Origin of the sequence: Marinobacter sp. LQ44, from assembly GCF_001447155.2 — a bacterium.
GTDB lineage: Bacteria > Pseudomonadota > Gammaproteobacteria > Pseudomonadales > Oleiphilaceae > Marinobacter.
This window is the reverse complement of record NZ_CP014754.1, coordinates 3,437,827-3,463,855: the sequence shown is the minus strand read 5'-3', so window position 1 is coordinate 3,463,855 and position 26,029 is coordinate 3,437,827. Positions and strand designations below refer to the sequence as shown.

The 26,029-nt window shown below is 58.5% G+C and carries 24 protein-coding genes; 6 read left to right on the top strand and 18 right to left on the bottom strand.

Going from position 1 to position 26,029, the window contains the following annotated elements; translation table 11 throughout:
- Positions 1–177: 177 nt before the first annotated feature.
- From ASQ50_RS15910 to mpl, 4 genes are all read right to left on the bottom strand, one after another.
- Positions 178–2,115, bottom strand: coding sequence for a hypothetical protein (locus ASQ50_RS15910; RefSeq protein ID WP_058090956.1), 1,938 nt, complete (start codon positions 2,113–2,115; stop codon positions 178–180).
- Positions 2,116–2,255: 140 nt separating this feature from the next.
- Entirely contained in the window at positions 2,256–3,395 is a 1,140-nt protein-coding gene (locus ASQ50_RS15905) for an acyl-CoA dehydrogenase family protein (protein WP_058090957.1), read from the bottom strand.
- Positions 3,396–3,524: 129 nt separating this feature from the next.
- Entirely contained in the window at positions 3,525–4,145 is a 621-nt protein-coding gene (locus ASQ50_RS15900) for a flavin prenyltransferase UbiX (RefSeq protein ID WP_106693414.1), read from the bottom strand.
- Positions 4,138–5,532, bottom strand: a complete 1,395-nt coding sequence (gene mpl, locus ASQ50_RS15895) for a UDP-N-acetylmuramate:L-alanyl-gamma-D-glutamyl-meso-diaminopimelate ligase (protein ID WP_058090959.1) — start codon at positions 5,530–5,532, stop codon at positions 4,138–4,140. Before mpl ends, ASQ50_RS15900 begins: the two co-directional genes overlap by 8 nt.
- A 144-nt stretch (positions 5,533–5,676) precedes the next feature.
- Here mpl and ASQ50_RS15890 point away from each other — a divergent pair, with 144 nt between their 5' ends.
- On the top strand, positions 5,677–6,939 hold the full coding sequence (locus ASQ50_RS15890) for a 6-phosphofructokinase (protein ID WP_058090960.1): 1,263 nt from the start codon (positions 5,677–5,679) through the stop codon (positions 6,937–6,939).
- 72 nt (positions 6,940–7,011) lie between these two features.
- Here the strand turns inward: ASQ50_RS15890 and ASQ50_RS15885 are convergent, their stop codons facing one another.
- Entirely contained in the window at positions 7,012–7,266 is a 255-nt protein-coding gene (locus tag ASQ50_RS15885) for a GrxA family glutaredoxin (protein ID WP_058090961.1), read from the bottom strand.
- A gap of 148 nt (positions 7,267–7,414) precedes the next feature.
- Positions 7,415–9,541: a methyl-accepting chemotaxis protein gene (locus tag ASQ50_RS15880; RefSeq protein ID WP_058090962.1), complete on the bottom strand. Its 2,127-nt coding sequence runs from the start codon at positions 9,539–9,541 to the stop codon at positions 7,415–7,417.
- A gap of 59 nt (positions 9,542–9,600) precedes the next feature.
- Here ASQ50_RS15880 and ASQ50_RS15875 point away from each other — a divergent pair, with 59 nt between their 5' ends.
- On the top strand, positions 9,601–10,050 hold the full coding sequence (locus ASQ50_RS15875; protein WP_058090963.1) for a YqaA family protein: 450 nt from the start codon (positions 9,601–9,603) through the stop codon (positions 10,048–10,050).
- Here ASQ50_RS15875 and ASQ50_RS15870 read toward each other — a convergent pair.
- Complete coding sequence (locus ASQ50_RS15870; protein ID WP_058090964.1) at positions 9,984–11,435, bottom strand: ABC1 kinase family protein; 1,452 nt, start codon at positions 11,433–11,435, stop codon at positions 9,984–9,986. The two genes, ASQ50_RS15875 and ASQ50_RS15870, sit on opposite strands and share 67 nt — an antisense overlap.
- Before the next feature lie 274 nt (positions 11,436–11,709).
- Here ASQ50_RS15870 and ASQ50_RS15865 point away from each other — a divergent pair, with 274 nt between their 5' ends.
- Positions 11,710–12,795 carry a GGDEF domain-containing protein gene (locus ASQ50_RS15865; RefSeq protein WP_058091020.1) on the top strand — a complete coding sequence of 362 codons (1,086 nt, stop codon included), beginning with the start codon at positions 11,710–11,712 and terminating at the stop codon, positions 12,793–12,795.
- A 3-nt stretch (positions 12,796–12,798) separates the two neighbouring features.
- Here the strand turns inward: ASQ50_RS15865 and lipB are convergent, their stop codons facing one another.
- From lipB to ASQ50_RS15815, 10 genes are all read right to left on the bottom strand, one after another.
- A complete protein-coding gene (gene lipB, locus ASQ50_RS15860) occupies positions 12,799–13,440 on the bottom strand; it encodes a lipoyl(octanoyl) transferase LipB (protein WP_058090965.1) in 642 nt (213 codons plus the stop codon).
- A gap of 4 nt (positions 13,441–13,444) precedes the next feature.
- Positions 13,445–13,714: a YbeD family protein gene (locus ASQ50_RS15855; RefSeq protein WP_058090966.1), complete on the bottom strand. Its 270-nt coding sequence runs from the start codon at positions 13,712–13,714 to the stop codon at positions 13,445–13,447.
- A gap of 42 nt (positions 13,715–13,756) precedes the next feature.
- Entirely contained in the window at positions 13,757–14,923 is a 1,167-nt protein-coding gene (locus ASQ50_RS15850) for a D-alanyl-D-alanine carboxypeptidase family protein (protein ID WP_058090967.1), read from the bottom strand.
- A gap of 49 nt (positions 14,924–14,972) precedes the next feature.
- On the bottom strand, positions 14,973–15,875 hold the full coding sequence (locus ASQ50_RS15845; RefSeq protein ID WP_058090968.1) for a septal ring lytic transglycosylase RlpA family protein: 903 nt from the start codon (positions 15,873–15,875) through the stop codon (positions 14,973–14,975).
- 115 nt (positions 15,876–15,990) lie between these two features.
- Positions 15,991–17,133: a rod shape-determining protein RodA gene (gene rodA / locus ASQ50_RS15840; RefSeq protein ID WP_058090969.1), complete on the bottom strand. Its 1,143-nt coding sequence runs from the start codon at positions 17,131–17,133 to the stop codon at positions 15,991–15,993.
- A complete protein-coding gene (mrdA, locus tag ASQ50_RS15835; protein WP_058090970.1) occupies positions 17,133–19,028 on the bottom strand; it encodes a penicillin-binding protein 2 in 1,896 nt (631 codons plus the stop codon). The genes rodA and mrdA overlap by 1 nt, the downstream gene beginning before the upstream one ends.
- A gap of 8 nt (positions 19,029–19,036) precedes the next feature.
- Entirely contained in the window at positions 19,037–19,507 is a 471-nt protein-coding gene (gene rlmH, locus ASQ50_RS15830; RefSeq protein WP_058090971.1) for a 23S rRNA (pseudouridine(1915)-N(3))-methyltransferase RlmH, read from the bottom strand.
- A 2-nt stretch (positions 19,508–19,509) separates the two neighbouring features.
- Entirely contained in the window at positions 19,510–19,860 is a 351-nt protein-coding gene (rsfS, locus tag ASQ50_RS15825; protein WP_058090972.1) for a ribosome silencing factor, read from the bottom strand.
- Positions 19,861–19,930: 70 nt separating this feature from the next.
- Complete coding sequence (gene nadD, locus ASQ50_RS15820; protein ID WP_058090973.1) at positions 19,931–20,581, bottom strand: nicotinate-nucleotide adenylyltransferase; 651 nt, start codon at positions 20,579–20,581, stop codon at positions 19,931–19,933.
- A gap of 4 nt (positions 20,582–20,585) precedes the next feature.
- Positions 20,586–21,842 carry a glutamate-5-semialdehyde dehydrogenase gene (locus ASQ50_RS15815; protein ID WP_058090974.1) on the bottom strand — a complete coding sequence of 419 codons (1,257 nt, stop codon included), beginning with the start codon at positions 21,840–21,842 and terminating at the stop codon, positions 20,586–20,588.
- Positions 21,843–21,979: 137 nt separating this feature from the next.
- On the opposite strand from ASQ50_RS15815, the gene ASQ50_RS15810 reads away from it, so the two are divergent.
- The 3 genes from ASQ50_RS15810 to ASQ50_RS15800 are packed head-to-tail and all read left to right on the top strand — an operon-like array spanning position 21,980 to position 25,445.
- Entirely contained in the window at positions 21,980–22,996 is a 1,017-nt protein-coding gene (locus ASQ50_RS15810; protein WP_058090975.1) for a GGDEF domain-containing protein, read from the top strand.
- The gene (locus ASQ50_RS15805; RefSeq protein WP_058090976.1) at positions 22,993–23,991 is read left to right on the top strand and encodes a GGDEF domain-containing protein; all 999 of its coding nucleotides are present in this window, start codon (positions 22,993–22,995) and stop codon (positions 23,989–23,991) included. Before ASQ50_RS15810 ends, ASQ50_RS15805 begins: the two co-directional genes overlap by 4 nt.
- Positions 23,988–25,445 (top strand): bifunctional DedA family/phosphatase PAP2 family protein, encoded by a 1,458-nt coding sequence (locus ASQ50_RS15800; protein ID WP_058090977.1) that lies wholly within the window; start codon positions 23,988–23,990, stop codon positions 25,443–25,445. The genes ASQ50_RS15805 and ASQ50_RS15800 overlap by 4 nt, the downstream gene beginning before the upstream one ends.
- Here the strand turns inward: ASQ50_RS15800 and ASQ50_RS15795 are convergent.
- Positions 25,442–26,020, bottom strand: a complete 579-nt coding sequence (locus ASQ50_RS15795; RefSeq protein WP_058091021.1) for an LON peptidase substrate-binding domain-containing protein — start codon at positions 26,018–26,020, stop codon at positions 25,442–25,444. The genes ASQ50_RS15800 and ASQ50_RS15795 overlap by 4 nt on opposite strands.
- Positions 26,021–26,029 lie beyond the last annotated feature (9 nt).

Genomic DNA, 26,029 nt, shown 5'->3' with positions numbered 1-26,029 from the left:
ATCTTCGCCTTTAACTACGAGCGCGAGCAACTGGACCTATTTGGAGGCTGGGCACGTTAATAGTGAGGGAATAAAGAAACCAACTCATGTTTCATGACACTTACGTTCCGACAAATCTGGCCTCTTGGGCCGTGGCCCCGCCCCTAAACCCGGAAGCCATAACCCAAAGAGTTCAAATCACTCCGCCAGCAAACCCACCAGGTAATCCGACAGGGTCTGATACTGATAATCCACCCTGGCATAAGCATTTCTGGGCGCATCCTGGAACCGGGCACCACAACCGGCCACGGTTGTCACATCCAGCAGGTACGCCGTCTGGATCAAGTTTGGCAGGTCGGGGTTCAGGCTGTCGGCATCCAGCCGGGGGTAGTAGAGCGACCACTGGAAGGCGCCATCACCGGGGCTGACCCCATCGAGATTAGCCGTTGCAGTGTCCAGGAACGGCAGTTTCAGCAATCGCTCTATGACCAGTCCGTCCACGTCACGGGCGTCGTACTCATAGGCTCGGGGCCCGAAGTTGTTGGCGGCCTCTGTATTGCCGGCGTAGTCAAACGGGAATAGCCGGGTGACATAGGGTGCCGCCTCATCAACCGGTGTTCGGTCGGTACCTTCAGGTTCGCAGGCCTCATCGGGCGTGGTGAAACTGAGTTCTGCTTCCGTCACCTCCTCCGCCAGTACCCGGTAACCGGTCACCCAATCCGGCGCATCTGCCTCCAGCTCTTCCGATGGCGAGTTGGCCGCCAGTGTCGTGAAGGTTTGCCGCTCAACTCCCGCATTCCCTTGGCGCTCAACCAACTCTACTCCGGCATCATCCTGGGTCCAGCTCCAGGACAGTTCCGGCGTTCCGTCAAGCTCTGAGCTTTCCGGAGAAACCGCCAGGGTTTGCTCATGGCAGCTGGTTACGGTGTCGAAGTACGCTTGCTGATTGTCCCAATCGAAGACAATTCGCTCGTGGATGGCCTCGCCCTCTTCCTCATAGCGCTGCCGACTTTGGCGGGAGAGAGAGGCTGACGGCAGCCATTGGGTTTTCAACTGCGCCATATAACCGTTCACCTGAATCAGGCGAGCCAACTCGGGCAAGGAAGGCGCCAGGCACCCACGACTGGACACGGAAAGCAACCGTCCGTCTTCGGTGTAATCAAAGAACAATTCCGCGGAGATATCGAGATCCGAGGTTCCGGTGGGCAGGTCCTGCCCCCGTCTGGAATCCGCCGATACCTGCAGCCGGGTCAACAGCACCGGATTGGCCGACTCCACTGGCACGTTGGGCAATGCCAGTGAATCGGTGTCCAGATTCTCGTAATTGCCTGCCGCAGCCGCATCGACGATGGCAATAACTTCGCCCGCGTTCTGCACCAGGGAATACCCCAACAGGAAAACAGCATCCTGACTGAGCTGCCGCTCGGTACCATCGCTTTCTGGACGCGAGAGCACGTCGTTGTAACTATCCGGAATCTGGCTGGCCATGAAGCGGGCCAAGGCTCTGGCGTAGGCGTGGGCGCGTTGATCACCAGCAACGATGTAGTCCTGCCAGAGGTTCAGACCATCCAGGTCCGCAAACTGGCTTTCATTGACCGGGCTCAGGCCGTTGCGGCGGGCGGCGTCGGCGCGGAACCGGGCCAGTGTGGTCAGTGGTGTCACGTTACGGATGCCGGGGCCGGCCGACATCAGGTAAGCCTGCTGAACAACCACGTCGCCGCGGGAGGTTTCCTCCAGGGTTTTGCCGGGAATGGCCAGGGCGTACAGCGGGTAATGCCTGGGGTCCAGATTAGGCCCAACGGATGGGTCCACGCTGAGTGCCGAGATATCGATGGAGAACCTGCCGCCCGGGCCACTCATGGCCGTGGGCTCGCCTTCGTCGAGGGTCACCACTGCGCCGTTGGCCAACTCCACCTCCAGCGGGCCCGGGGTGAATTGGCCATCACCATCAATATCCAGCCAGACTCGAGCATTGTTGAGGTAACCGTCAATCACGCGCCCCTGATATGGCCCAGGCTCGCTGTAATCAACCCCATCGAAATCTCGCCCGTCAACCGGCAAGCGATCGGATTCTTCACCGCAACCGGCGATAACAAGAGACAGCAAAGGAACAGTAAGGGTGATCAGGCGTTTCATCGCGGCAACCATTTATCTTTATTAGTGCCGCTACTTTAGGAGATGTAATCGGTGCAGACCTTGACAGGCTTGGCAAATTGTAAAGTTTGGTAACAGGCAAGCCCCGGAATGTGCCGGGGCTTGCACTTACAGGGCTCCGATCAGAACGACCGGGCCACGATTTCCTTCATGATTTCGTTGGTGCCGGCATAGATGCGCTGAACCCGCGAGTCTGCCCAGGCCCGGGCGATCGGGTATTCCCACATGTATCCGTAACCACCGTGCAGCTGCACGCATTCGTCCATCACCTTGCACTGCAGGTCGGTGGTGTGCTGCTTGAGCATGGCGGCTGTGGGAATGTCCAGCTTCTTGTCCAGGTGCAGTTCCAGGCAGCGGTCGGTAAACACGCGGGCGGCGGTGATCTCGGCTTTCAGTTCCGCCAGCTTGAAGCGGGTGTTCTGGAACGCGATAACCGGTTTACCGAAGGCTTTGCGCTCTTTCACGTAGTCCAGAGTCCACTGCCAGGCAGCCTCGGCGGCCGCCACCGCGGTCAGCGCCACTTGCAAGCGCTCCGCCGGCAGTTCCTGCATCAGCTGGAAGAAGCCCTGCCCTTCCATGGCGCCCAGCAGGTTGTCTGCCGGCACTTTTACATCCTGGAAGAACAGCTCGGAGGTATCCTGGGCCTTCATGCCCACCTTGTTCAAGTTCTGACCTTTCTCGAAGCCTTCCCAGGCGGCTTCCACCAGCAAAAGGCTGGTGCCCTTGGCGCCTTCCTTGGGGTCGGTCTTGGCAACAACGATCACCAGGTCCGCCAGCTGGCCGTTGGTGATAAAGGTTTTGGAGCCGTTCAGAATATAGTGATCGCCCTGGCGAATCGCGGTGGTTTTCACGCCCTGAAGGTCAGAACCCGCGCCCGGTTCGGTCATGGCGATGGCGGTGATCATTTCACCGGAAGCCATTTTGGGCAGATATTTCTGCTTCTGCTCTTCTGAGCCGTAGTTCAGGATGTAGGGCGCAACGATATCGGAATGCAGCCCCCAGCCGATGCCAGACAAACCGGCCCGGGAGATTTCTTCCATGATGACCGCCGAGTAGCGGAAATCGGCGCCAACACCGCCATACTCTTCCGGCAGCATCGGGCACAGGAAGCCCAGCTCGCCCGCCTTCAGCCAGAGCTCGCGGCTGACCTGGCCGTCTTTTTCCCATTGCTCGTGATAAGGCGCGGCTTCCTGCTCCAGGAATTTGCGGACGGAGTCCCGGAAGCCTTCAAGATCGGCGTCGAAAAGAGTACGTGGAATCATGCTGAACCTCGGTGAACGGGTTGGTTTATCGTTGTGTTCAGCAAGTCTGTGGCGGGGCGGGTTTTCGCTCAATGGTGAAAACCATCAATCGCTTTGGCCAAAACCATCGCCCCGGACGGGCGCAGATCATCAGTCCGCGCTCTCGCCCCAACGGGGTACCAGAGTTTGCGGCAGGTCCAGGTGGTCCAGAATCCGCGCCACCATGAAGTCCACCAGGTCATCCAGTGATTGGGGGTTGTGGTAGAACCCGGGGCTGGCGGGCATGATTACCGCCCCCATGCGGGTCAGTTTGAGCATGTTTTCCAGGTGAACCTCGGAATATGGCGTTTCGCGCAAGACCAGGATCAGCTTGCGACGTTCTTTCAGCGCCACATCGCCGGCCCGCTCGATCAGGTTGTTGCTGGCGCCGGTCGCCAGCGCAGACAAAGTGCCCGTGCTGCAGGGGCAGATCACCAGCGGGGCCTTTTCTCCAGAGCCGGAAGCGGGCGGCGAGAACCACTCTTCCCGGCCAAACACCTGCACCTGCCCCGGCTTTGCCTTGGCATAGTCCGTGAACGCCTCAACCATGGCCGGCTTGGAACCCGGCAGCCGGAACTCTGTCTCGGTGGCGATTACCACCTGGGCAGCCTTGCTCACCATCACATTCACCCGGCAGCCATTGGCTGCCAGGCATTGCAGCAGTCGCAGCCCATACTGGGCACCAGAGGCACCGGTAAAGGCCAGATTGATGACCGGCGAGTTATCAGCCACGACGTTTCTCCAGTTCGGCAACCAGTTTGCGATGAATACCACCAAAGCCGCCATTGCTCATAACCACAATGTGGCAGGTTTCAGGCAGCTGTTCCAGGGCCCGGGCAATCAGTGCCTCGACCGAATCTTCCACGGCATGGTGATCCAGCTCACCGTGTTCAGCACGCCAGCCCTCGACCAGTTCTGGCAGCCAGGTCATCTCGCTGAGGTTACCCCAGAGTACCCGGTCAGCAGCAGCGGCACTGGGAATCAGGGTTTGCTGATGCACGCCCTGTTTCATGGTGTTGGACCGGGGTTCGATGATCGCCAGTATCGGCTCATCCCCCACCCGGTTACGCAAGCCTTCCAGCGTCAGGGCGATGGCCGTGGGATGATGAGCGAAATCGTCATACACACGCACACCGCCTACTTCGCCCACCAGTTCCATGCGCCGTTTCACGCCGGAGAACCGGCACAGAGCTGCCACTGCATGGTCCGGGGTGACACCCACATGGCGGGCAGCGGCGATGGCCGAGAGCGCGTTGCGCACATTGTGCATGCCGGTAAGATTCCACTTCAGGGTGGCGACCGGTTGCTCGTGGTGAATCACCATGAACCGGCTGCCATCCTCCGCCAGCAGTTCAGCGCGCCAGTCTGCGGTACGGCTGATCTCGCTGCCAATGGCGGTATCCTGCACCGGGCTCCAGCAGCCCATGTCGAGGGCGTTGTCCAGGTGCTTGTCCAGCGCCGGGCGGATAATCAACCCCTGGGAGGGTACGGTACGCACCAAGTGGTGGAACTGGCGCTCGATGGCTTCCACGCTGTCGAAGATATCGGCGTGGTCGTATTCCAGATTGTTCAGTATCAGGGTGTTCGGGCGGTAATGGATGAATTTGGAGCGCTTGTCGAAAAACGCACTGTCGTATTCATCCGCCTCAATCACGAAAAAGTCACTGGTGCCGAGGCGCGCCGAAACCGGGAAATCCTGGGGTACGCCACCGACCAGGTAACCGGCATCAAACCCAGCCTGGTCCAGAATCCACAACAGCATAGCGGTGGTGGTGGTTTTGCCATGGGTGCCGGCAACCGCCATCACCCAGCGATGGCGGAGCACTTCCCGGGCCAGCCACTCGGGGCCAGACATGTAATCAATGCCGCGATTGAGCACTGCTTCCACTTCCGGATTGCCCCGGGACATGGCATTGCCGATCAGCACCAGATCTGGTCTGGGCTCAAGATTGTCGGCACGGTACCCTTGCATCAACTCGATGCCCTGAGCCTCAAGCTGGGTACTCATGGGCGGGTAAACACCCTGATCGGAGCCGGTCACGGTATGGCCAAGCTCTCTGGCGATAACCGCCAGGCTACCCATAAAGGTGCCGCAGATGCCCAGAATGTGTATGTGCATTAACGTGTTGCCTCCGGTTTGAAACCTGCCAAGCCTCTACCATACTTTCTGCGGGGTCAAGAGCCGGTATGTGCTCATGAAAAACCGCCGTGTTTGGCGTATCATCTGCGCCATCGTTGAACCAGCAGGAGGCCTTAGCCCGAGATGGCTATCAAGAACGCATTTTATGCCCAGTCTGGCGGGGTTACCGCCGTTATCAATGCCAGCGCCTGTGGCGTTATCCAGACCGCACGCAAGCACACGGATAAAATAGGCAAGGTGTTTGCCGGTCGTAACGGCATTATCGGCGCCCTGAAAGAAGAGCTGATCGACACCGGCCTGGAATCAGACGACGCCATTGCCGCGCTGCTTCACACCCCGGGCGGCGCCTTTGGCTCCTGCCGCTACAAACTGAAAAACATCTCCGAGAACCAGCGCGAGTACGAGCGGCTGATCGAAGTCTTCCGCGCCCACGACATCGGCTACTTCTTTTACAACGGTGGCGGCGACTCTCAGGATACGGCGTACAAGGTCTCACAGATTGGTGAAAAAATGGGTTATCCGATCACCTGCATTGGTGTGCCCAAGACAGTGGATAACGATCTGCCGTTCACCGACTGCTGCCCGGGCTTTGGCTCGGTAGCCAAGTACATTGCCACCTCTACCCTGGAAGCCAGCCTGGACATCAAATCCATGTGCGAAACTTCCACCAAGGTGTTCATCCTGGAAGTAATGGGCCGGCACGCGGGCTGGATTGCAGCGTCTGGTGGCTTGGCCGGCCAGGGTGAAGGCCAGCCGCCGCACATCATTCTGTTCCCGGAAATTCCGTTCAACCGGGAGAAGTTCCTGGAGCGGGTCGACCAGTGCGTGAAAGATTACGGCTACTGCGTGGTAGTCGCCTCTGAGGGTGCCCAGTACGAAGACGGCCGCTTTGTGGCCGACGCCGGTGCCAAGGATGCCTTTGGCCATACCCAACTGGGCGGTGTTGCTCCGGCACTGGCCAACATGGTCAAACAGGCCCTGGGACACAAGTACCACTGGGCCGTTGCTGACTACCTGCAGCGGGCCGCCCGGCACATTGCCTCGGCCACTGATGTAGAGCAGGCATATACCGTAGGCAAGGCCGCAGTGGAAATGGCAATAGCGGGCAAACAGGCGCTGATGCCCACCATCGTTCGCGAGCAGGCGAAACCCTACCGCTGGAGCATTGGTGAGGCCAACCTGAGCGAAGTGGCCAACCAGGAAAAGAAAATGCCGATCCACTACATTACCGATGACGGCTTTGGCATTACCCAGGATTGCCGGGACTACCTGCAGCCGTTGATCGAGGGCGAGAGCTTCCCGCCATTCGAGAATGGTCTGCCCAAGGTTGCGCACCTGAAAAATCAGCTGGTCGAGAAGAAGCTGAGGACTGAGTTCAAGCTCTGATCTGGTGGTCACGAAAAAGCCCGGTCACCTCACGGTAGCCGGGCTTTTTTTGTACCTGAAAACGGATGGCAATCAGCGTGCTGTTGCGGTCTCATGGTCGCGAACGTAGCCATAAAAATCATCGAAACCGCCAACGTATTCGGAACCGACGAGAATCTGGGGCACGGTATACACAGGGCGGCCGATCTGGTCGGCAATATCCTGCTTGCTCATTCCCCGCTCGATCATATCGATCCAGATGTACGGGATGTTTCTGGATTCACACAGGTCCCTCGCCCGAACACAAAATCCACAGCTTGTACGGCCATAAATAGTGACCTGCTCCATAACAACCTCCTGAATCCGGGTGAGCCCCAGGGTCAAACGAATGGTTCAATACTTGGTTTGAATGATGACATGAGAAGCAACAATTGAAAATTGATGCTTCTCATGGCTGTGATAGTAAGGGGCGATACTGATCGTCTGCGTTAAGCCATCAGGTTTTCAGCCGGCCCAGTTCCCGGTCAAGCACTTGCACCTGGCCGTCCAGCGCGTCACCGCTCTGGCGGACCCGCTGTGCGAGCTCCCGCAGATCGTTGGCAGCATCGCCAATCTGGGTCAGGTTGCGGTTGATCTCTTCGCTCACCGAACTCTGTTCTTCGGCGGCCGTGGCCACCTGGGTGACATGCTCGACAATGGTACCAATCCGCTCCACCACCGTGGCCAGTGAGTGGTCCGCTTCGCGAGTGCCGTCTACCGCAGTGGTTGCTCGCTCAACACCACCCTGAATGACGGTTACCGCGCCGTCCACATCGCCTTTGAGGCGTTCGATCATATCGCTGATTTCGTCGGTGGATTCCCGGGTTTTCGACGCCAGGGTTCGCACTTCGTCGGCCACCACCGCAAAGCCTCGGCCCTGCTCGCCGGCCCTGGCCGCCTCAATGGCCGCATTCAGCGCCAGCAGGTTGGTCTGTTCGGCAATGCCGCGAATCACTTCCAGGATTCGGTTAATCTCCTCGCTGCGCTGTGCCACGTGGCCGATGGCGGAGCTGGCCTGTTCCATATCTCCCGCCAGCGCATCGACGCCCTTGAGCGCCGCGCCCAGGGTATCCTGGGTAAACCGGATGCCATCCCGGGCGGCCCGGGCATTATCATCAGCCTCACCGGCAAAGCCTGCTACTTCGCCCGCGGCGGCAGACATCTCGTTCATGGCGGTGACGACGCTGTCGATGTCCTGATGCTGTCGCGACGTCTGGTCGTCAGTATCACGGGCGATGGCGCCCACGTCTGCAGCCTGGCCTCGCACCTGGGCATTGACCTCTTTCAGGTCATTGATCATTTCCCGCAGGCGAGCCAGGAAAGCGTTGAAGCCACCGGCCAGGTCAATCAGCTCGGCATGGGTGTCTATATCAAGTTCCCGGGTAAGATCTCCTTCGGCACTGGCCAGGTTGCGCATCCGGTCTCGAATTTCATCCAATGGCCGGGTGACTGAACGCACCAGCAGAATCAACACAGCAATGGCAATCAGCACCACCACCACACCCACCATGGTCTGCCGCGCCGCCGTATCAGCCACTTCGGAAGACAACAGACCGGTGATTTCCTCAACGCTGGCCAGGGCCACCGAGCGCGGCAATTCAATCAACAATGACCATTCGGCGCCGGGTAACTGCACGTCCACCGGATAGGCCACCGCCAGGGTCTGCCCATCATCAAACCGGCCGCCACGCTGGTGCAGGCGGACAAATTCGTCAGCCAGGTCTGGTACGGCTTCCTGTAATGGCCGGCCAAGGTGGGACTGATAATGGCTGGATGCGGCAATTAGCCCACCCTCGCTTAACAGTGACACCCGGGACTCACCATTAAACAACGCCTGGCTGACACCAGCAATCGTGGCTTGCAGTGTGGACAGGTTAATATCCACACCGGATACACCGGCAAACTCACCGTTGTTCAGAATCGGCACCACCAGGCTGGTCATCAGCTCAGTATAACCCTCCTCGATTTCGTACTCGTAAGGCTCCATCAGGCAGGGTTTGAGGGAATCCCGGGAACACAGATACCACTCTGCCTCACGAATGCCGAATTCGTTCCGGTTATCCAGGTACTTGGTGGACGGGTCTTCGGTGCGGCTGAACAACACATTGCCCTGAGGATCGCGGTAATAGTAAATCTCCAGGGTACCTTCATCACTGCTGTGTTCCTCTACACCGTCGGTGAAATAGATGTCCATGCCATCGTATGCGTCGGGTTCAAACTGGGCGTAGATGGAACTTAAATGCTGCTGTTCGGACAGAATGGTTCCGATGGTTTCCTGAAGATCCCTGCGGCTGATGCGGCCGGAACTGTCCGACTCAATGTTGCGGGTGATCAGGCTGCGCACCACTTCCGGCGTCTGGTAGGCGGTTTCGAACAGGCCGGTCACCAACTCACCGTACTGCCCGGCCGTTGCGCTCAGCTGGTCCATGACAATATTCTGCACGGTATCGCGGGTTTCCCGGGACAATCGCTCTTCCATCGAACCAAGTGATAACTGGGCAGTCACCACAATACTGATGCCCATTACCAGCAGCAGTGAGATAACCAGACCATAGAGCTTGAAGCGAAGCGACAGGTGTTTCATAAACCGCGAAACCTTTGTTAATGAACTTTTACTGACAATACTAGAGCATGGAGGCGCCCTTGGCGTATCTGACCCTCTTTTTCACCGCATTCGCCGCCGCCACCTTGCTGCCAGCCTATTCCGAGCTGCTGCTGGGCACTCTGGCCAGTCAGGGCCTGCCGCTATTCTGGCTGTGGTTCTGGGCCACACTGGGCAATACGCTGGGGTCAGTCGTTAATGGGCTTATCGGCAGGCAGGTAGATCGCTTTAAGCATAAACGATGGTTTCCGGTCAGCGAATTGCAGCTGCACAAGGCCCGCAACCGGTTTAACCGCTATGGGCAATGGTCATTGTTGCTGGGCTGGCTGCCGATTGTTGGAGACCCGCTGACCCTGGTAGGCGGCATCATGCGGGTGCCCTGGCTCAACTTTGTGATCCTGGTGGGTATCGGAAAGGGCCTACGCTATGCCTTCGTGATCTGGGTAGTGCTGGAGGCCACCGGATTTGCCTCATCGGCGCCATCACCATAAAGGTATTTGCGCAACAGGTCTTCGCCGTTGAACTCTGCGTGCATCACCGCGATGAAGGTATACACCCCGATCAACTTTCGGTTGAGGAACACGAATTCCTTCGGGGGCACCCGGAAATACCGACTGATGGCTGAGCGCGCTGCGTGTTTGGCGACCCGCGAAGGCAGGTCACTCTGCTTCCAGCGGTACTGGCCCCTGGCGTTCACGGCATAGTCCGGCCACTGGCTGCGGTCCCGGGCCAGGGGCTCCAGCACCGACATACACACCGAACCAAACTTCTCCAGGACTTCTTCTGGCCAATCCCGGCTCATGAACCGGAGGGTAACGCCACCCTCAATCACCTGCTCCAGATCCTGCTCGTAGGACGCGCGAATCATCTGGATAACCGGATCAAGAAAGGCCGGTGAATAACTTTGAACGGCACCAAAGTCCAGAAGCACGATGCGGTCATAGTCTTCGTCACCACCCTCCTCGCCGGCAATCCGGATGCGGTAGTTCCCGAAGTTCGGGTCTGTCTGGATTTCGCCCCAGTCAAACAGCTCCCGGAAGAACAACTCCAGCGCCGCCTCGCCCAGGGCACTGCGGCGCTCCAGCGGCAAATCCCGTACCGCCGGGGAGCCAACGGAATGGCCGTGCTCGTAGGTAGAAGCGATGATATGGTCGGTCGAATACTCCTGTAATACCCTGGGCACAACAAACCTTGGGTCGGAGCCCAGCATGTTGCGGAATTTCTCGGTGGTCCTGGCCTCCAGGCGGTAGTCCACTTCCCGGTGCATCATCTGCCGGACTTCTTCCAGCCAGTCATTGAATTCCGGGCCGAAGCTCACCAGCCGGGCCACTTTCAATAACTGCGCCACAGCATTCAGGTCACTGTCCACGGCATCAGCAACGCCGGGGTATTGCACCTTGAGCACTAACTCCAGGCCGTCACTGCGGCGCGCCGCCCGGTGCACCTGGCCAAGGGAGGCTGCACCGATTGGTTCCGGATCGACCTCCAGCTCTGCGAGCTTTTCGGCACCAATCTCGGCCTTCAGTACCCGTTCGATCGCCGGCCATTCCAGCGACGTGGTCTGGTCTTCCAGCGTATGCAGGGCTTCGGTCACCTCTTCTGGCAAAAAATGCTCGCCATAGAGCGCCATCACCTGGCCGATCTTGACCACGCTGCCTTTCAGCCGGCCCAACTCATCCACCAGGAAACGCGCCTGGCTCGACAACATCGCCCGATGGCGCTGCTCCCTCGTGTCCTTGTTGCTGAACCAGTTGGTGGCCATGTGTGATGCCATGCGGGTGCCTGCAAACAGCCCGGCCTTGGTCAGGGAAAGCCTGCGCTCGAAGCTGCCGGTTTTGATGCGGGACACGGATTTTCCGGGGCGTCTGGAAGACATGGATAACCTGTATGTTCAGAAAATGTTGGCGTTTCGACCGCGCCCGGGACCGTTTCCCCGACGCCATTGCTGCATTATACGGATCACAAGCGGTGACAACCTAACCTCTACGCCGTAAAAGCCGCGTTTCCGCAGCCAATGTGGATAAAATTTGTTCACCGTAAATATGTTCAGAGCGATGGTTACGATTTAACACAGTCTCGAGTCACAATGCGTTCTAGAATTGGTTAACAGGAACAATGTGACTTTCGTCAATTACAATAAAAGCCAAGACATGAAGCCTTCAACAACCAGAACACCTGACTCTGAACTTTCCCAGTTCCGGGTGAAAGGTGAGATCCCGGTACCGGCCCTGATTAACGGGCTTACGGCGGCGGCTGTGCCGCTACTGCTGTTTTTTTCCTGGCGTTCCATGCAGCAGGGAGACTCGGTGACTGCCCCCTTCCTGATTGGTTTCGCTGTGTTGCTGGCGATCAACAGCCTGTCTTTTCTGTTCGTGGGCCACAAGACCTTTCATCGCCGGGTCTTTATCACCCTGATCACCGCGCTGTTTACCTATCTGGCAACGCAGGCAGTGGAGGACGGTTCAGCAATTATCTGGCTGTTTGCCTACCCACCGATTATTTTCTACATCAGTGAGGCCCGGGTCGGTATTTACGCCTGCCTCGGTGGCTGGCTGGCCGTTCTGGTGTTGTTCAGCCCGATTGGCGACGCCTTGTTTGCGTCTCCCTACAATGCCACCTTCCGCCTTGTCATGATCATCGTCCTGGCGTTCGTCATGGTGACCTGCTACATCCTTGACCAGAGCCGCCGGCGCAGCAAGCTCGGTCTGATCAAGTTGGCCAAGGAGTTTGAGTACGCAGCAAAACACGACGCGCTGACCGGGCTGGCCAATCGGCGCGAAGGCCTGGAGCAACTGGATAATGAATATCAACGTTACCTGCGAAGCGGGCGCGGCTTTTCAGTCCTGCTGATGGACATCGACCTGTTCAAGAGTGTGAACGACACCTACGGCCACCAGGCCGGCGACGAGATGATTGTTCTGGTCGCAAGAACGCTGGCCAGCCAGTGCCGCAAGGTAGACACCATTGCCCGCTGGGGCGGCGAGGAGTTCCTGATTCTGCTCCCGGAAACCTCATTAGCGGATGCCTATGCCTCCGCCGAACGGATACGGCAGGCGGTATCCAGCCAGACCATTACCGTGGATGGAAAGGTTATTCGGGCCACCATCAGTATTGGCGTGGCAACGATACAGGGGTCGGAGTCGATTGACCGCCTGCTGCAGCGATCAGACGAAGCGCTCTACCAGGCCAAGTCCGAGGGCCGCAACCGTACCTGCCAGGCCAGCGTCGCCGCCTGAGCATCATTGCCAGCCCTGTCGCAGCTCCACCTGCTGGCGGTCGAGACCGCTGACCAGCTCGTGAACAAGCCTATGCTCCAGGCTGTACACGCTGGCTTCCGGTTCGAAATCACTGACCTGGCACATGGACATACCGGCGTAGCCGCAGGGATTAATGCGGCTGAACGGCTCCATATCCATATTGACGTTGAGCGCCAGACCATGGAACGAGCAACCCCGGCGTACCCGCAACCCCAACGAGGCAATCTTGGCGCCGTTGACATAGACACCGGGCGCATCCTGCCTTGGCGCCGCCTCGATGCCCGATTGCGCAAGCGTGCGAACAATGGCCTGCTCGATGTGATCCACCAGCTCCCGAACACCCAGTTTGCAACGGGGCAGATCGATCAGTAGATAGATAACAAGCTGGCCGGGGCCGTGGTAGGTCACCTGCCCGCCCCGGTCCACCTGAATCACCGGGATATCGCCCGGCAACAGAATATGCTCTGCCTTGCCCGCCTGGCCCTGGGTAAACACCCGCGGGTGCTCAAGGCACCACAGCTCATCCACGGTGGTTTCGTCCCGGTTGGCGGTGAAGGTTTTCATCGCTTCCCAGGCTTCCATGTAGGGCTGCTGGCCCAATGAACGGACAATCAGGTCAGCCATGGCGTCAGAGCACCATGTGCACGCGACCGCTCGCTTTCAGATCTTCGAACAGGGCCTTGAGCTGCGCTTCTCCCGTGGCAACAATCTTGAGCTGCACCGAGGAAAATCGACCTTTGCTACTGTCCGTCACCGAAATATCGGTTTCGCTGATCCCGGGAGCGTGCTGCTCCACAACTTCCACGACAAACTCGGTGAAATCCGGAGCGGAATTGCCGATCACCTTGATGACGTAGTCACAGGGAAACTCGATCTTCGGCGCTTTTGGCTCACTCATGCCAGATACCCCCCGATGCCCGGCTGGCTTTCGCCGACCACCTTAATTGAACAGTTGTACGAAAAACAGTTTGACAGCATCCCAAAGCCGTTTGAAAACGCTACCCTGCTGCACGTCCGTCAGTGCCAGTGCAGGCTCATCCACCAGCACCTCACCGTCGAGCATAACCTGGATACGGCCCAGCTCATCCCCCACCTTGATGGGTGCCTTGATGACAGAATCAAGGTCTACGGTTGATTCAAGCTTATCCCGGGCACCACGGGGAATCATTACGAACACATCCTCCGCCAGGCCTACAGAAATCTGATCGCTCTTGCCACCCCAGACCTTGGCATCCACCAGCTCCTGACCGGCCCGGAACAGGCGCTCCGTCTCATAGTAACGGAAGCCATAGTTCAGCATCTTCTGAACTTCGCGGGCCCGCACCTCAGCACTGCTGGCTCCCATCACAGCGGCAATCAGCCGGGTGTTGTCCCGCTTGGCGGAGGCCACCAGGCAGTAACCGGCTTCTTCAGTATGGCCGGTTTTCAGGCCATCGACACTTTCATCCCGCCACAACAGACTGTTCCGGTTCGGTTGACGGATGTTGTTGTAGGTAAAGCTTTTCACCGCATACAACGGGTAGTTCTCCGGGTAGTCCTCAATAATGGCCTTGGCCAGCAGGGCCAGGTCATAAGCGGTGGAATACTGATTAGGATGTGGCAACCCGGTGGAATTCTCAAAGTTGGTATTGTTCATGCCCAACTGGCGCGCCTGCTGGTTCATGATATCCACGAAGGCATCTTCACTACCGGCCACAAACTCCGCCAACGCGACGGAGGCGTCGTTGCCAGATTGAATAATCACGCCCTTAAGAAGATCTTCCACGGATACCTGTGTACCCTCCCGAACAAAGGTCCGGGAGCCGCCGGTTCTCCAGGCCTTGACGCTGATCGGTACCATGTCCGTCATGGAAATTCGGCCTTCATCCAGCTCGCGCTCAACGATGTAGGCCGTCATCATCTTGGTCAGGCTGGCCGGCGGCAGTCGTTCATGGCTGTTATGCTCCATGATGACACGACCACTAAGAGGGTCTTTCAGCACCCAGGAACTGCCTGCGATCTGGGGCGGAGACGGAATCAAAGCCGACTGGGCAACCGCCTGCCCCACCAGCAGGAGGGCCAGGGACAAGACAAAAACAAAGCTGCGAATCACTGAATTAAAAGCCATGGGTAGGTTCATTCGTCGTAAGGTGTATTTTCTTCTGGGGTTTCAGGAATCAGTGGCTGTCGGTCAGCACGATAGACTGACCAAAGCCCCGGGATTCCAGTAAATTCTGTGCATGACGGGCCTCGGACTCATCACTGAATGGCCCTATCTGGGCCCGGTGGAAGCGGCCAGAGCCTGTTGTCACTTCGCGCACCCGCATCGGGGTTTCGATGACTCCCCGCGCCTTTGCCAGCAAGGCCTCCGCCGGGTCGCGCTGGCTGAACGAGCCGAGCTGAACAAACAGCCCACTGCTCCCGCCCGCCGATTGGCCCGGCACCGGAGCAGCGGCGACAGCAGGTGCCCCGACACCCGGCTTGAACGGTTTGCCGGCCAGCGTCATGGAGCCATCTTCGCGAACGGTGATCGCCGCCACCTCAACCCTTGCGGTACCCTTGGATTTGTAGCCAAGTTTCTTGGCCGCCGCATAGGACAGGTCTATCAGCCGGTCATCGTGAAACGGCCCGCGATCGTTCACCCGAACAATCACCGACTGGCCGTTTTCAAGGTTCGTCACCCGGGCATAACTCGGTATGCGCAGGGACTTGTGGGCGGCAGACATCGAATACATGTCGAATATCTCGCCATTGGACGTTTTGTGACCATGGAACTTCTCGCCGTACCAGCTGGCGATGCCGCGGACGACGTAGCCGTCGTTACTGTCCATCACCCGGTATGTTTTACCCCACACCTTGTACTGCGCCATATTGCCGGCATTCCGGGGCTGTTCGTAGCGAGGAACCGCATCTTGCAGGCCCGAGACATCGAAATTCCCGGAAGGAGCTCTATCCTGTTTGATCGTATAGCGTGATGAGTGATCCGGCTCTGAAGATGTCGACTTGGGCGTACTGGAGCAACCCGCAAGAACCAGGCTTACCAGCACCCCCAACCACATTGTTCTTTGTTCCCTGATCATTATGTTCGGCAACCCATGCATCTTCATCCGGTACCCAGCCTTAGTGACCTGTAATATTGTAACGGGTTCCCGGCAGGATTCACCATTACCGGCAAGCCATCATCGCTTACACCCGCTACGCAGAGATCATACGGCGATGGGTATGAATCGACATCAGCACCCCGAACGCTGCCATCAAGGTTACCCCGGACGTGCCACCATAGCTGACCAGTGGCAGGGGCACACCCACCACGGGCAGCAATCCACTGACCATGCCCACATTCACAAAAACGTAGATAAAGAAGGTCATGGTCAAGGCACCTGCCAGTAGACGACTGAATGAATCCTGGGCGGTGACCGCAATATACAGGCAACGAAGAATGATCAGGAAGTACAGGGTCATCAGCAGCAACATGCCAATAAAACCGAATTCCTCCGCCAGCACCGCCACGATGAAATCCGTGTGGCTTTCGGGCAGAAACTCCAGATGGGATTGGGTACCCTGCAACCAGCCCTTGCCATCCACGCCACCGGAACCAATCGCGGTTTTTGACTGAATGATGTTCCAGCCGGCCCCGAGAGGGTCACTCTGAGGGTCAAGCAAGGTCAGCACGCGCTGCTTCTGGTAGTCCCTCATGACAAAAAACCACATCATCGGCGCAGACACCGATACCAGCGCAAAAAATGCCGAAATCAGTTTCCAGCTCATGCCAGCAAAGAACACGACGAATATCCCGGCCATACCCACCAGCAGTGAAGTACCAAGGTCTGGCTGCTGAACAATCAGGGCCATGGGCATCAACACGATGAACAACCCGACGGCAACGTGGGAAAGACGCGGCGGCAGGAAATGACGAGACAGGTACCAGGCGGCCATCATAGGCACGACCAACTTCATGAATTCCGAGGGCTGGAATCTGGGCAATCCGGGAATCGCCAGCCAGCGCTGGGCACCCTTGGCCCCCACGCCCACCAACAGAACGGCCACAAGCCCCACCATGCCAACAGCATAAAGCCACGGAGCCCAGCGCCTGAAAACGGCTGGGTCCAGTTGCGCAAACACAAACATCACCACCAGCGCCACACCAAACCGAATGCCCTGGGCCTTCACCACCTCAATGTTCCGGTCAGCGCCACTGTAAAGCACAAAAAGCCCGGCTCCCATGAGCAGCAACAGTAGCAAAAGCAGCAATGGATCAAGGTGAATGGCCGACCAGAAACCCCGCGAACGGCCAAGATTGTGATCGGCAGGGTTATTGAGCAAGCTCCCCAATGCCATCAGAGCCCTCCCTCCTGGTCAACCTGACTGATCACCGATGACTGGTCGGCCGCAGGAAACTCTTCGAGCCAGGCATCAAACAGAGCCCGGGCAACCGGTGCAGCGGTGGAGCTGCCACCACCACCGTTTTCAACAATGACAGCAAGCACAATCTTGGGGTTACGAGAGGGTGCAAAGCCAACGAAAAGAGCATGGTCTCGCAGGCGCTCTTTTATCTGTTCTTCATCATATTCTTCATCTTCTCCAAGGCTGAATACCTGAGCAGTACCGGTTTTCCCCGCTATCCTATAACTAGCATCCCTGCCAGATGAAAACGCCGTACCTCTTGGACCATGCATTACCTCTTCCATAGTCTCAACAACATATTCCCAATCGCCGGTATTTTTTAACCTTAACGGTTTGTGAGTTTCGGCGGGCAAAAACTCCTCAGGGGAACGGTCACCGCGAATATCTTTTAGCAGCCGGGGTTCAACCCATATACCGCGATTGGCAATCAGCGCTGTTGCCGTTGCCAGCTGCAGGGGTGTTGCCAGCATGAACCCCTGCCCAATACTCATATTCACGGAATCACCTGGGTACCAGGGTTCTCCCCGGGCCGCCCGCTTCCAATCTGCGGTCGGTAAAAGACCGTTCAACGCACCCGACACATCGAGAGTAGCATCTTCACCAAAGCCGAAATGGGCAAGGTATTCAGACATAACACCCACGCCCATTTCGGCGCCTATCTCGTAGAAATAAACATCATTTGATCGGGCCATAGAATACTTGAGGTCTACCCAGCCATCGCCAGACCGGTTCCAATTTCGGAAGCGCCGGCCACCTTCACGCAACTGAAAGTATCCGGGATCCCAGATCTTCCGTTCCCGGTCGGTCACGCCACTGTCCAGCGCCGCGATAGCCATCATGGGCTTGATCGTGGAACCTGGCGGATACTGGCCACGCAGGGCTCGATTGAACAATGGCTTATCAATGTCGGTACTGAGATTGCGGTAGTCTTCGACACTGATCCCGGTGACAAACTTGTTGGCATCAAAGCCCGGCACGCTGGCCAGCGCCAGGATGCCCCCCGTCTCCGGTTCTATTGCAACAATCGCGCCACGACGCCCTTCGAGCAGCTGATAAGCCTTACGTTGCAGGCGCAGGTCAAGGTGCAGCTGCAGGTCTTCGCCAGGCACTGGATTTACGCGCTCCAAAACCCGCAAAATACGACCCCGAGCGTTGGTTTCAACGTGTTGGTAGCCCACCGTTCCGTGTAAAACCTGCTCGTAGAACCGCTCGATACCGGATTTTCCGATGTAGTTGGTGCCGGCATAGTTGACCGGATCAATACGCTGCAATTCTTCCCGGTTGATACGGCCGACAAAACCCAGTGCATGGGCCGTCAGTTCACTGTGGGGGTAATATCGAACCAGTTCAGCGCGAACTTCCACGCCGGGGAACTCATGCCGGTGCACCGCCATTCGGGCAATTTCCTCTTCGCCCAGATCGTAGCTAAGTGGCATTTCCTGGAAGGGCCGGCGGGGTTCACGAAGCCGCCTCTTAAACCGTTCTATGTCCTCCTCGGCGATGTCCAGAATCTCGGACAACCGGGCCAGGGTGGCCTCCATACCCGCCACGCGCTCTGGCACCAGTGTAAGGCTGAACACCGGGCGATTCTCTGCCAGCAGCAGATTGTTCCGATCGTAAACCAGGCCCCGGGGCGGTGGCACAGACTGGACCTGAACCCGATTTTTGTCTGACAGCGTGGTGTAGATCTCATGTTCGACAATCTGTAGCTGGTACATCCGCGCCAGCAGGCCGATCATCATTAGCAGGACGAACACCAGCATGACCACGGCACGGCGCTGGAACAGCCGGCGCTCCGCTGCAGTATCCTTGAATTCGCCCCAGGCCATGGAAACTCCTAGGCCCGGTGATACGGGTGGTTACGGGTGATCGACCAAGCGCGGTAGAGCTGCTCGGCGAGCACAATACGCACCAGGGGGTGGGGCAGGGTAAGCGGCGACAGAGACCACTGCTGGTCAGCTCGCTGCCGGCAGGCATCGGCCAGACCATCGGGGCCGCCTACCAGAAAACAAACATCCTGACCGTCTTGTTGCCAGCTCTCCAGGTGGCTGGCCAGTTTTTCCGTGGACCAGGGCCTGCCGCCCACTTCCAGGGCGATGACCCGGTCACGGGGGGCGACCGACGCCAGGATGGCATCGCTTTCACGCTGCATCAGCCGCGGAATGTCCGGGTTCTTACCCCGGTGAGCCATGGCAATTTCGGTCAGTTCCAGGGGCAGCTCCGGCGGCATCCGGCGAGCATAATCGTTATACCCCGTACTGACCCAGTCGGACATCTTCTGCCCCACACAGATCAGACGCAGTTTCATGGTTACTCGTGACCCGCCGCACCCAGGTCCGGCGCGTCACGCCAGAAGCGTTCCAGGTCGTAAAATTCGCGGGTTGCAGGCATCATGACATGCACGACCACGTCTCCCAGATCCACCAGAATCCAGTCGCTGCCACCCTCGCCTTCAACGTTGTTTGCTCTGACGCCCTGATCTTTGGCTTCAGATACGACGGAGTCTGCCAGGGATTTTACGTGACGGCTTGAGGTGCCGGATGCAAGAACCATAAAGTCGGTAACACTGGTTCGATCACGGACATCAATCACACTGACGTCCTGTGCCTTGATATCTTCAAGTGCGGTTACGACCAGATCTTTCAGTTGTTCTGCCTGCATAATTACCCTGTTTTCCGGGCTCTGGCCAGGATGACCGCCCGATAAGTGATATTCAGACGCAATTGTACCATTAAAAGTTCCCGGCGGGGCACGCACCGTAAAGGCCGAGCGCCTGGATTCTCTGCCATACAGAATCCGGGGTCAGATACCTGGGAGAGCGCCCGTCTGCGATGCGCTGCCGGATACCCGTTGCAGAGATATCCAGCAGGGGCGGATCCAGCTCCAGTACCGCCCCGCAAGGCGCTGAACTTAAAGCCTCAGGGCCGTCCGCCCGGCGTTCACGCACCAGGCGAGCCGCCTCACTACCAACGGGCAAATCCGCACCAGGGCGCTTCACAACCACAATGTGCGCCAGACCCGGCATGTCGGCCCATTCACGCCAGCGATCAAAAGCGGCAAAGGCATCGGTGCCCACCACCATTACCAGAGGTTCATCCGGCCCCAGCTCCTGGCGCAACTGACGCAGGGTGTCGGCCGTATAGGAGGCCCCAGCCCGGCGCAGTTCGCGGTCATCCACCCGCAAGCGGGGCTCGTCTTCAATGGCCATTCGGATCAACTCCAGCCGCTGTTCGGAGCTGGCGCCGGTGCTGCCCCGATGCGGTGGAATATGGCAGGGCACCAGATGCACCTTTGTCACCGACAGGGCATCGGCTATCTCCAGCGCAAGGCGTAGGTGCCCATGATGGATCGGATCAAAGGTGCCGCCGTAGATCACGTGCATGACATCATGCCCGGATGTGGCCGTCGCCAAACACCACATATTTCTGTGACGTCAACCCTTCCAGACCTACCGGTCCACGGGCATGGAGCTTGTCGGTCGAGATACCGATCTCCGCACCCAGGCCGTATTCAAATCCGTCAGCGAAACGAGTAGAGGCGTTCACCATCACCGAACTGGAGTCCACTTCGGTCAGGAACCGGCGGGCACGGGTATAGTTTTCGGTAATGATGCTCTCGGTGTGCTGAGAGCTGTAGCGGTTGATGTGATCTATGGCGGCATCCAGCCCGGCAACAACCCGCACCGCAAGAATCGGCGCAAGGTACTCCGCGTGCCAATCCTCTTCCGTGGCCGCGATCACATCGGGCAGGACCGCCCGGGTGCGTTCACAGCCACGCAGCTCAACCCCTTTGGCGAACAACTCCTGAGCCAGCAGAGGCAAGAGGTCGTCGGCAATTTCCTCATCCACCAGCAGGGTTTCCATGGTGTTGCAGGTTCCGTAACGGTGGGTCTTGGCATTGACGGCGACCTTTAGCGCCTTTTCCGGGTCCGCGTGGCTGTCAATGTAGACATGGCAAACACCATCCAGGTGCTTGATGACCGGCACCCGGGCGTCACGGCTGATTCGTTCAATCAGGCCTTTGCCGCCCCGCGGCACGATCACATCCACATACTGGGGCATGGTAATGAGTTCACCTACTGCAGCCCGGTCGGTAGTCGCCACCACCTGTACTGCCGTTTCAGGCAAACCGGCTTCAGCCAGCCCGGTCGCCAGGCAGGCAGCGATGGCCTGATTGGAATGAATAGCCTCAGAACCTCCGCGCAGAATGGTAGCATTACCCGACTTCAGGCACAGGCTGGCTGCTTCAACCGTCACGTTGGGGCGGGATTCGTAGATAATGCCAATCACCCCCAGAGGCACCCGCATCTTGCCAACCTGAATGCCGGACGGCCTGTAGGTCATGTCGGTAATTTCACCCACAGGATCTGGCAAGCCTGCCACCTGCTTCAGCCCTTCAATCATGGTGTCAATGCGGGCCTCAGTAAGCTCCAGGCGGTCAAGCATGGCATCGTCCAGGCCATTCGCCCGGCCATTTTCAAGATCCTTATGGTTGGCCCGCACCAGCTCGGTGCGGGCAGCGCTCAACGCCCTGGCGGTTGCCAGCAGTGCCTGATTGCGAACGGCGGTGGTTGAACGGGCCACTTCCCGGGCGGCGGCCCGAGCCTGTTGACCGAGTTCTGCCATGTAGGCTGCTACATCCATCGGATTACCTTTATATTTTGCATACTGATTCCGGAACTGGAACGCTACTTTACCTTTCCCGTTTCAAGTCCGCATCCCAAACGACTATTATAGCGCTGCACAGATTCAAATGGATGCGCCAGCAAAGGATAGATAACATGCCCCAGTCGGCCGAAAAGTTCCTGCCAGGCCGGCTCTCAAGAGCCGGTTTTGTTGCCCTTGCGCTCACCAGCGCGGCCGGCATAATGCTGGGCGAATTCCTGCTGGCGGCTTGCGCCGCCGCGGCGGCGGGCATCAGCCTGGCCAGCAATCCACGCTTCACCAGCCACCATGCCCGGCCCTGGAAACACTTCAAAACAGCCAGCTATTCAATCCTGGCAATCCTGTTACTGGTCGCACTCTGGCAGGGCCCCTGGGCGCTCAGCCACTGGCTCTATGCATTACCGCTGGTGACTTTTGCTCTGATGCCAACCTATATTGCAGCCCTGATCACTGCGCTCCTGACCTTTGCCATACTGGTTTCCACCCAATGGGCCGTGACTCTTCCCGACCGCCACCAGATGATCAGTGCCTTTGTGCTGTCAACGCTGCTCTCCACGCTGCTGATCTTCCTGCGAGAATACAAGGCCCGGCAGCTGGCACCACTGAGGCGAACCGACGAACTCACCCAGGCCGCCAGCCGGGAGTACCTGTCTGCCGACCTGCACAAGGAAATCCAGCGCAGCGAGCGTGAGGGCACCGACATGTCTGTGATGATGATCGGGCTGGACACCCACCTGAGCGACAATGATCCGGACGAAGACATTCGCGCCATCCTGCCCAGAATTGGCCGTTACCTGCATTCCCAGCTTCGGGATTTTGACACTTACTACCGGGTAGCCGACCTGCAGTTTCTGGTTATCCTACCGGGTATCAATACCGCGGGTGCCACCGCCAGCGCCGAGAAAATCCGCAACGGCCTGTGCAAGCTGCTGGCATCCCACGGCATGAAACTGACCGTCAGCACCGGCATTGCCGGCCTGAACATCGGCGACGACGCCGACAGCCTGCAACACAGTGCCGCCAACGCGCTACGCCGGGCGCAGCAACAGGGGGGCAACCGCACCCAGGCCTACAGCAACTGGCTGCACCCGGATGTCCCGAGCCCCACCGGCACCGAAGGTGACGCGCGATGACAGAAACACGACTCAGAACCTGGACTCACAGCTTCGGCTACGGACTGGCGGCCCTGTTCATTTTCTCGCTGGCACTGCAGAACCTGCGCTACGGCTTTTACGAGTTATTCTATCTCGCCCTGGCGATGACCTGCCTGTTGCTGGCCGGGCTGATCTACACCTTCGTGTGTCGCCGCCAGCAGCTATCGGCCCCAGGGCACCTGCTGATTCTGGCCGGTCTCAACGCAGGCCTGGTGGCCGCCATTCTGGTTCTGGACAGCCCCGGAGTAACTCACTGGGCGATGCCGCTCCTGATCCTGAATCTTCTGGTTCTGCCGCTGCGCCAGGGATTGAGCCTGTCGGCATTGCTCCTGGTACCGGTGATTGGCGCTGTGTGGTTCGGCAATTCCGCCGCCTACGCACTGATGACCTCCATGGGCCTGATCCTGACACTTGCAGTGGGCGCCCTGTACATCTGGCACTACGATCACATCGCCCAATCCGCAGAAGATCTGGCTATTACCGACCCGGTCACCGGCGCCCACAACTCACGGTTTCTGGACGAAACCCTGCAAAAGGAAATCAGCAGAGCGATTGCCACTGGCCACCCCTTGTCAGTGATCAACCTGAGTTTTGATTACACGGACGAAATAAGGGACCTGCACGGGAAAGCAGGGCTGCAGAACCTGTTTAAATCGGTCACCGAGCATCTGTTTGGCGTTATTCGGGCGGGCGACAGCCTGTACACCCTGAACGACTCGGAGTTTTTCCTGATCCTCCCCTTCACACCAGAGGAGGGCGTACGCGTCATCGCCGAGCGGATTCGAAGAAGCATTGGCGAAAGGGAGTGGAGCGGTATTGGCAGGCTCTCTGTCAGCTTGGGCTGCACCACTCGCGGCAACGGCGATACCAGTACGGTCTCACTCCGTAACCGGGCCAATCAGGCAATGCATCAGGCTCGTCAACGGGGTATGGATTCGGCCTGGTTCAGCCCGGGAGAGTCCGTCGACATATGATTGAAAGCTGGCTGGCTGGTGCCGCAGCCTGGGTAGCAGACAACCCCGGCTGGCTGATACTGGCACTCTTTGCAACCGCCATGGTGGAGTCCCTGGCTATTGCCGGCATTGTTGTACCCGGCGTTGCCATGCTGTTTGGTTTTGCCGCACTGGCAGGAAAATCCGGCATGCCCCTGTCCGAAGCCCTGGCCTGGGCAGGCATGGGAGCGGTTTTCGGTGACCTCATCAGTTTTACCGTGGGCCGTTTCTTCAGGGGGCGGCTGCATTCGGTCTGGCCCTTCAGCCGTTACCCGGAGCTAATCACCCGGGGCGAGTCTTTTTTTAATGCCCACGGCGGCAAAAGTGTGATTGCCGGGCGTTTTATTGGCCCTATCCGCCCGGTCATCCCGCTGATTGCCGGTGCGCTGCACATGTCATGGCGCCGGTTTCTTACCTTCAACCTGATTTCTGCGGTCGGCTGGGCCCTGGTCTATGTGCTGCCGGGCTATGCCGTCGGCAGCGCCCTCGCCAGCGAAATAGAACCACCACCTCATTTCTACCCGATTATTGGCATCAGCGCAGCGGTGCTGGTGGCTTTATATGTGGTGGTTCTTCAGTTCCGGCTTGGCGTTGGCGAGGGCAGCAGGCCCTACCGCTGGCTGGAGTCGTTTATGGCCCGTTACGACACCACGCATCGGTTCTGGCGGCTTTACACCAACGAACGGCCTGCCCGCAAAGGCGAATTCCCCCTGCCATCGATTGTTCTGGCTACCGGGTCGCTGGCGATGTTTGTGATCCTGACCCAGTTGGTTACTTACAGCCGGCGGATCAACGAGCTGAACCACTTGGTCGTTGCCTGGTTTGAAGTGCTGCGACAACCGCTGCTGGATATTCCGGTGATCGCCGCCACGCTCATGGGCGACCCTCCGGTACTGATCAGCGCGGCCGTACTGGCCGTGGCAGTTCTGTCGTTCAGGGGGTATTACGCCGCTGCCCTGCACATTGCCCTGGCGGCGACTCTCTGCTTTGCCTGCGTATGGCTGGTCAAAACCGGCCTGATGGTAGATCGCCCGGATCAGGTGCTTAGGCCACCGGCCTCAGGCGCTTTTCCCAGCGGCCATACTGCAGGGGCAACGGTGTTGGTCACCATGGCCGCCAGCTTCATCGCTGGCGAAAACAGAACGCGACAACGCTGGCAAACCTATGTATTGCTGTCCTTGCCTCTGGTGCCCATTGCCCTGAGCAGGCTCTACCTGGGGGTACACTGGTTTACCGATGTACTGGGAGGAGTGTTACTGGGGATGGCCATTACCGGCGCCATTCGGGCCAGTTACAGTCGCTACGACCGGGTACCCATCTGGCCGGATGCCCTGACCTGGGCGGCGGTGATGCTCTGGCTGGCATTCGCCGCAGGGTACCTCATCACCCAGTGGGACACCGCCAGCCTGGCCTATTCGCCCTTGCCACCGAACTAATTCTGCTCCAGCGCCTCAAGCAATTCCTGAAGCCGTTGCAGCCGTTCGAGGGGATCCTGCAGTTCTGCCAGCCGCTGTTTTTCCTGCTTGTCCAGGGGCAGCAGCTCCGTTAGCCGCCAGCCTACGTCCCGGGCATCCTCGTAGTCCACATCCATACCCAGATCCTTGACGACCGGGTGGCGGAACAACGCCCTCAGCACGGAAGGCAGTTCATGGTAACGCTCCGGAACCTCGCTTTCGGCTTCTGCGATCAGGCACTCCACGTCCCCCAGGTTCAAGCCGTCTTCCTGCTGCCAACTGCGAACAACAGACACTTTCAACTCACCTTCCACAGTAATCCCGAGCAGCCCGCTGTCCAATTGCTGGAAATCGATAATCCGCACGTAGGTTCCGATATCGTAGAACGCCGCCTGCCGGGCGGTTTCACCGCCCTCACGGAGCAAGATCACCACAAACCCACGGTCTTCTTTCATACACCGGGAGAGCATGTCGATGTAGCGGGGCTCAAACAGCTGGAGGGGAATGCGCCCCTTGGGCAAAACAATTGAATTCAACGGAAACAGGGGAACATTCATAATGGTGTC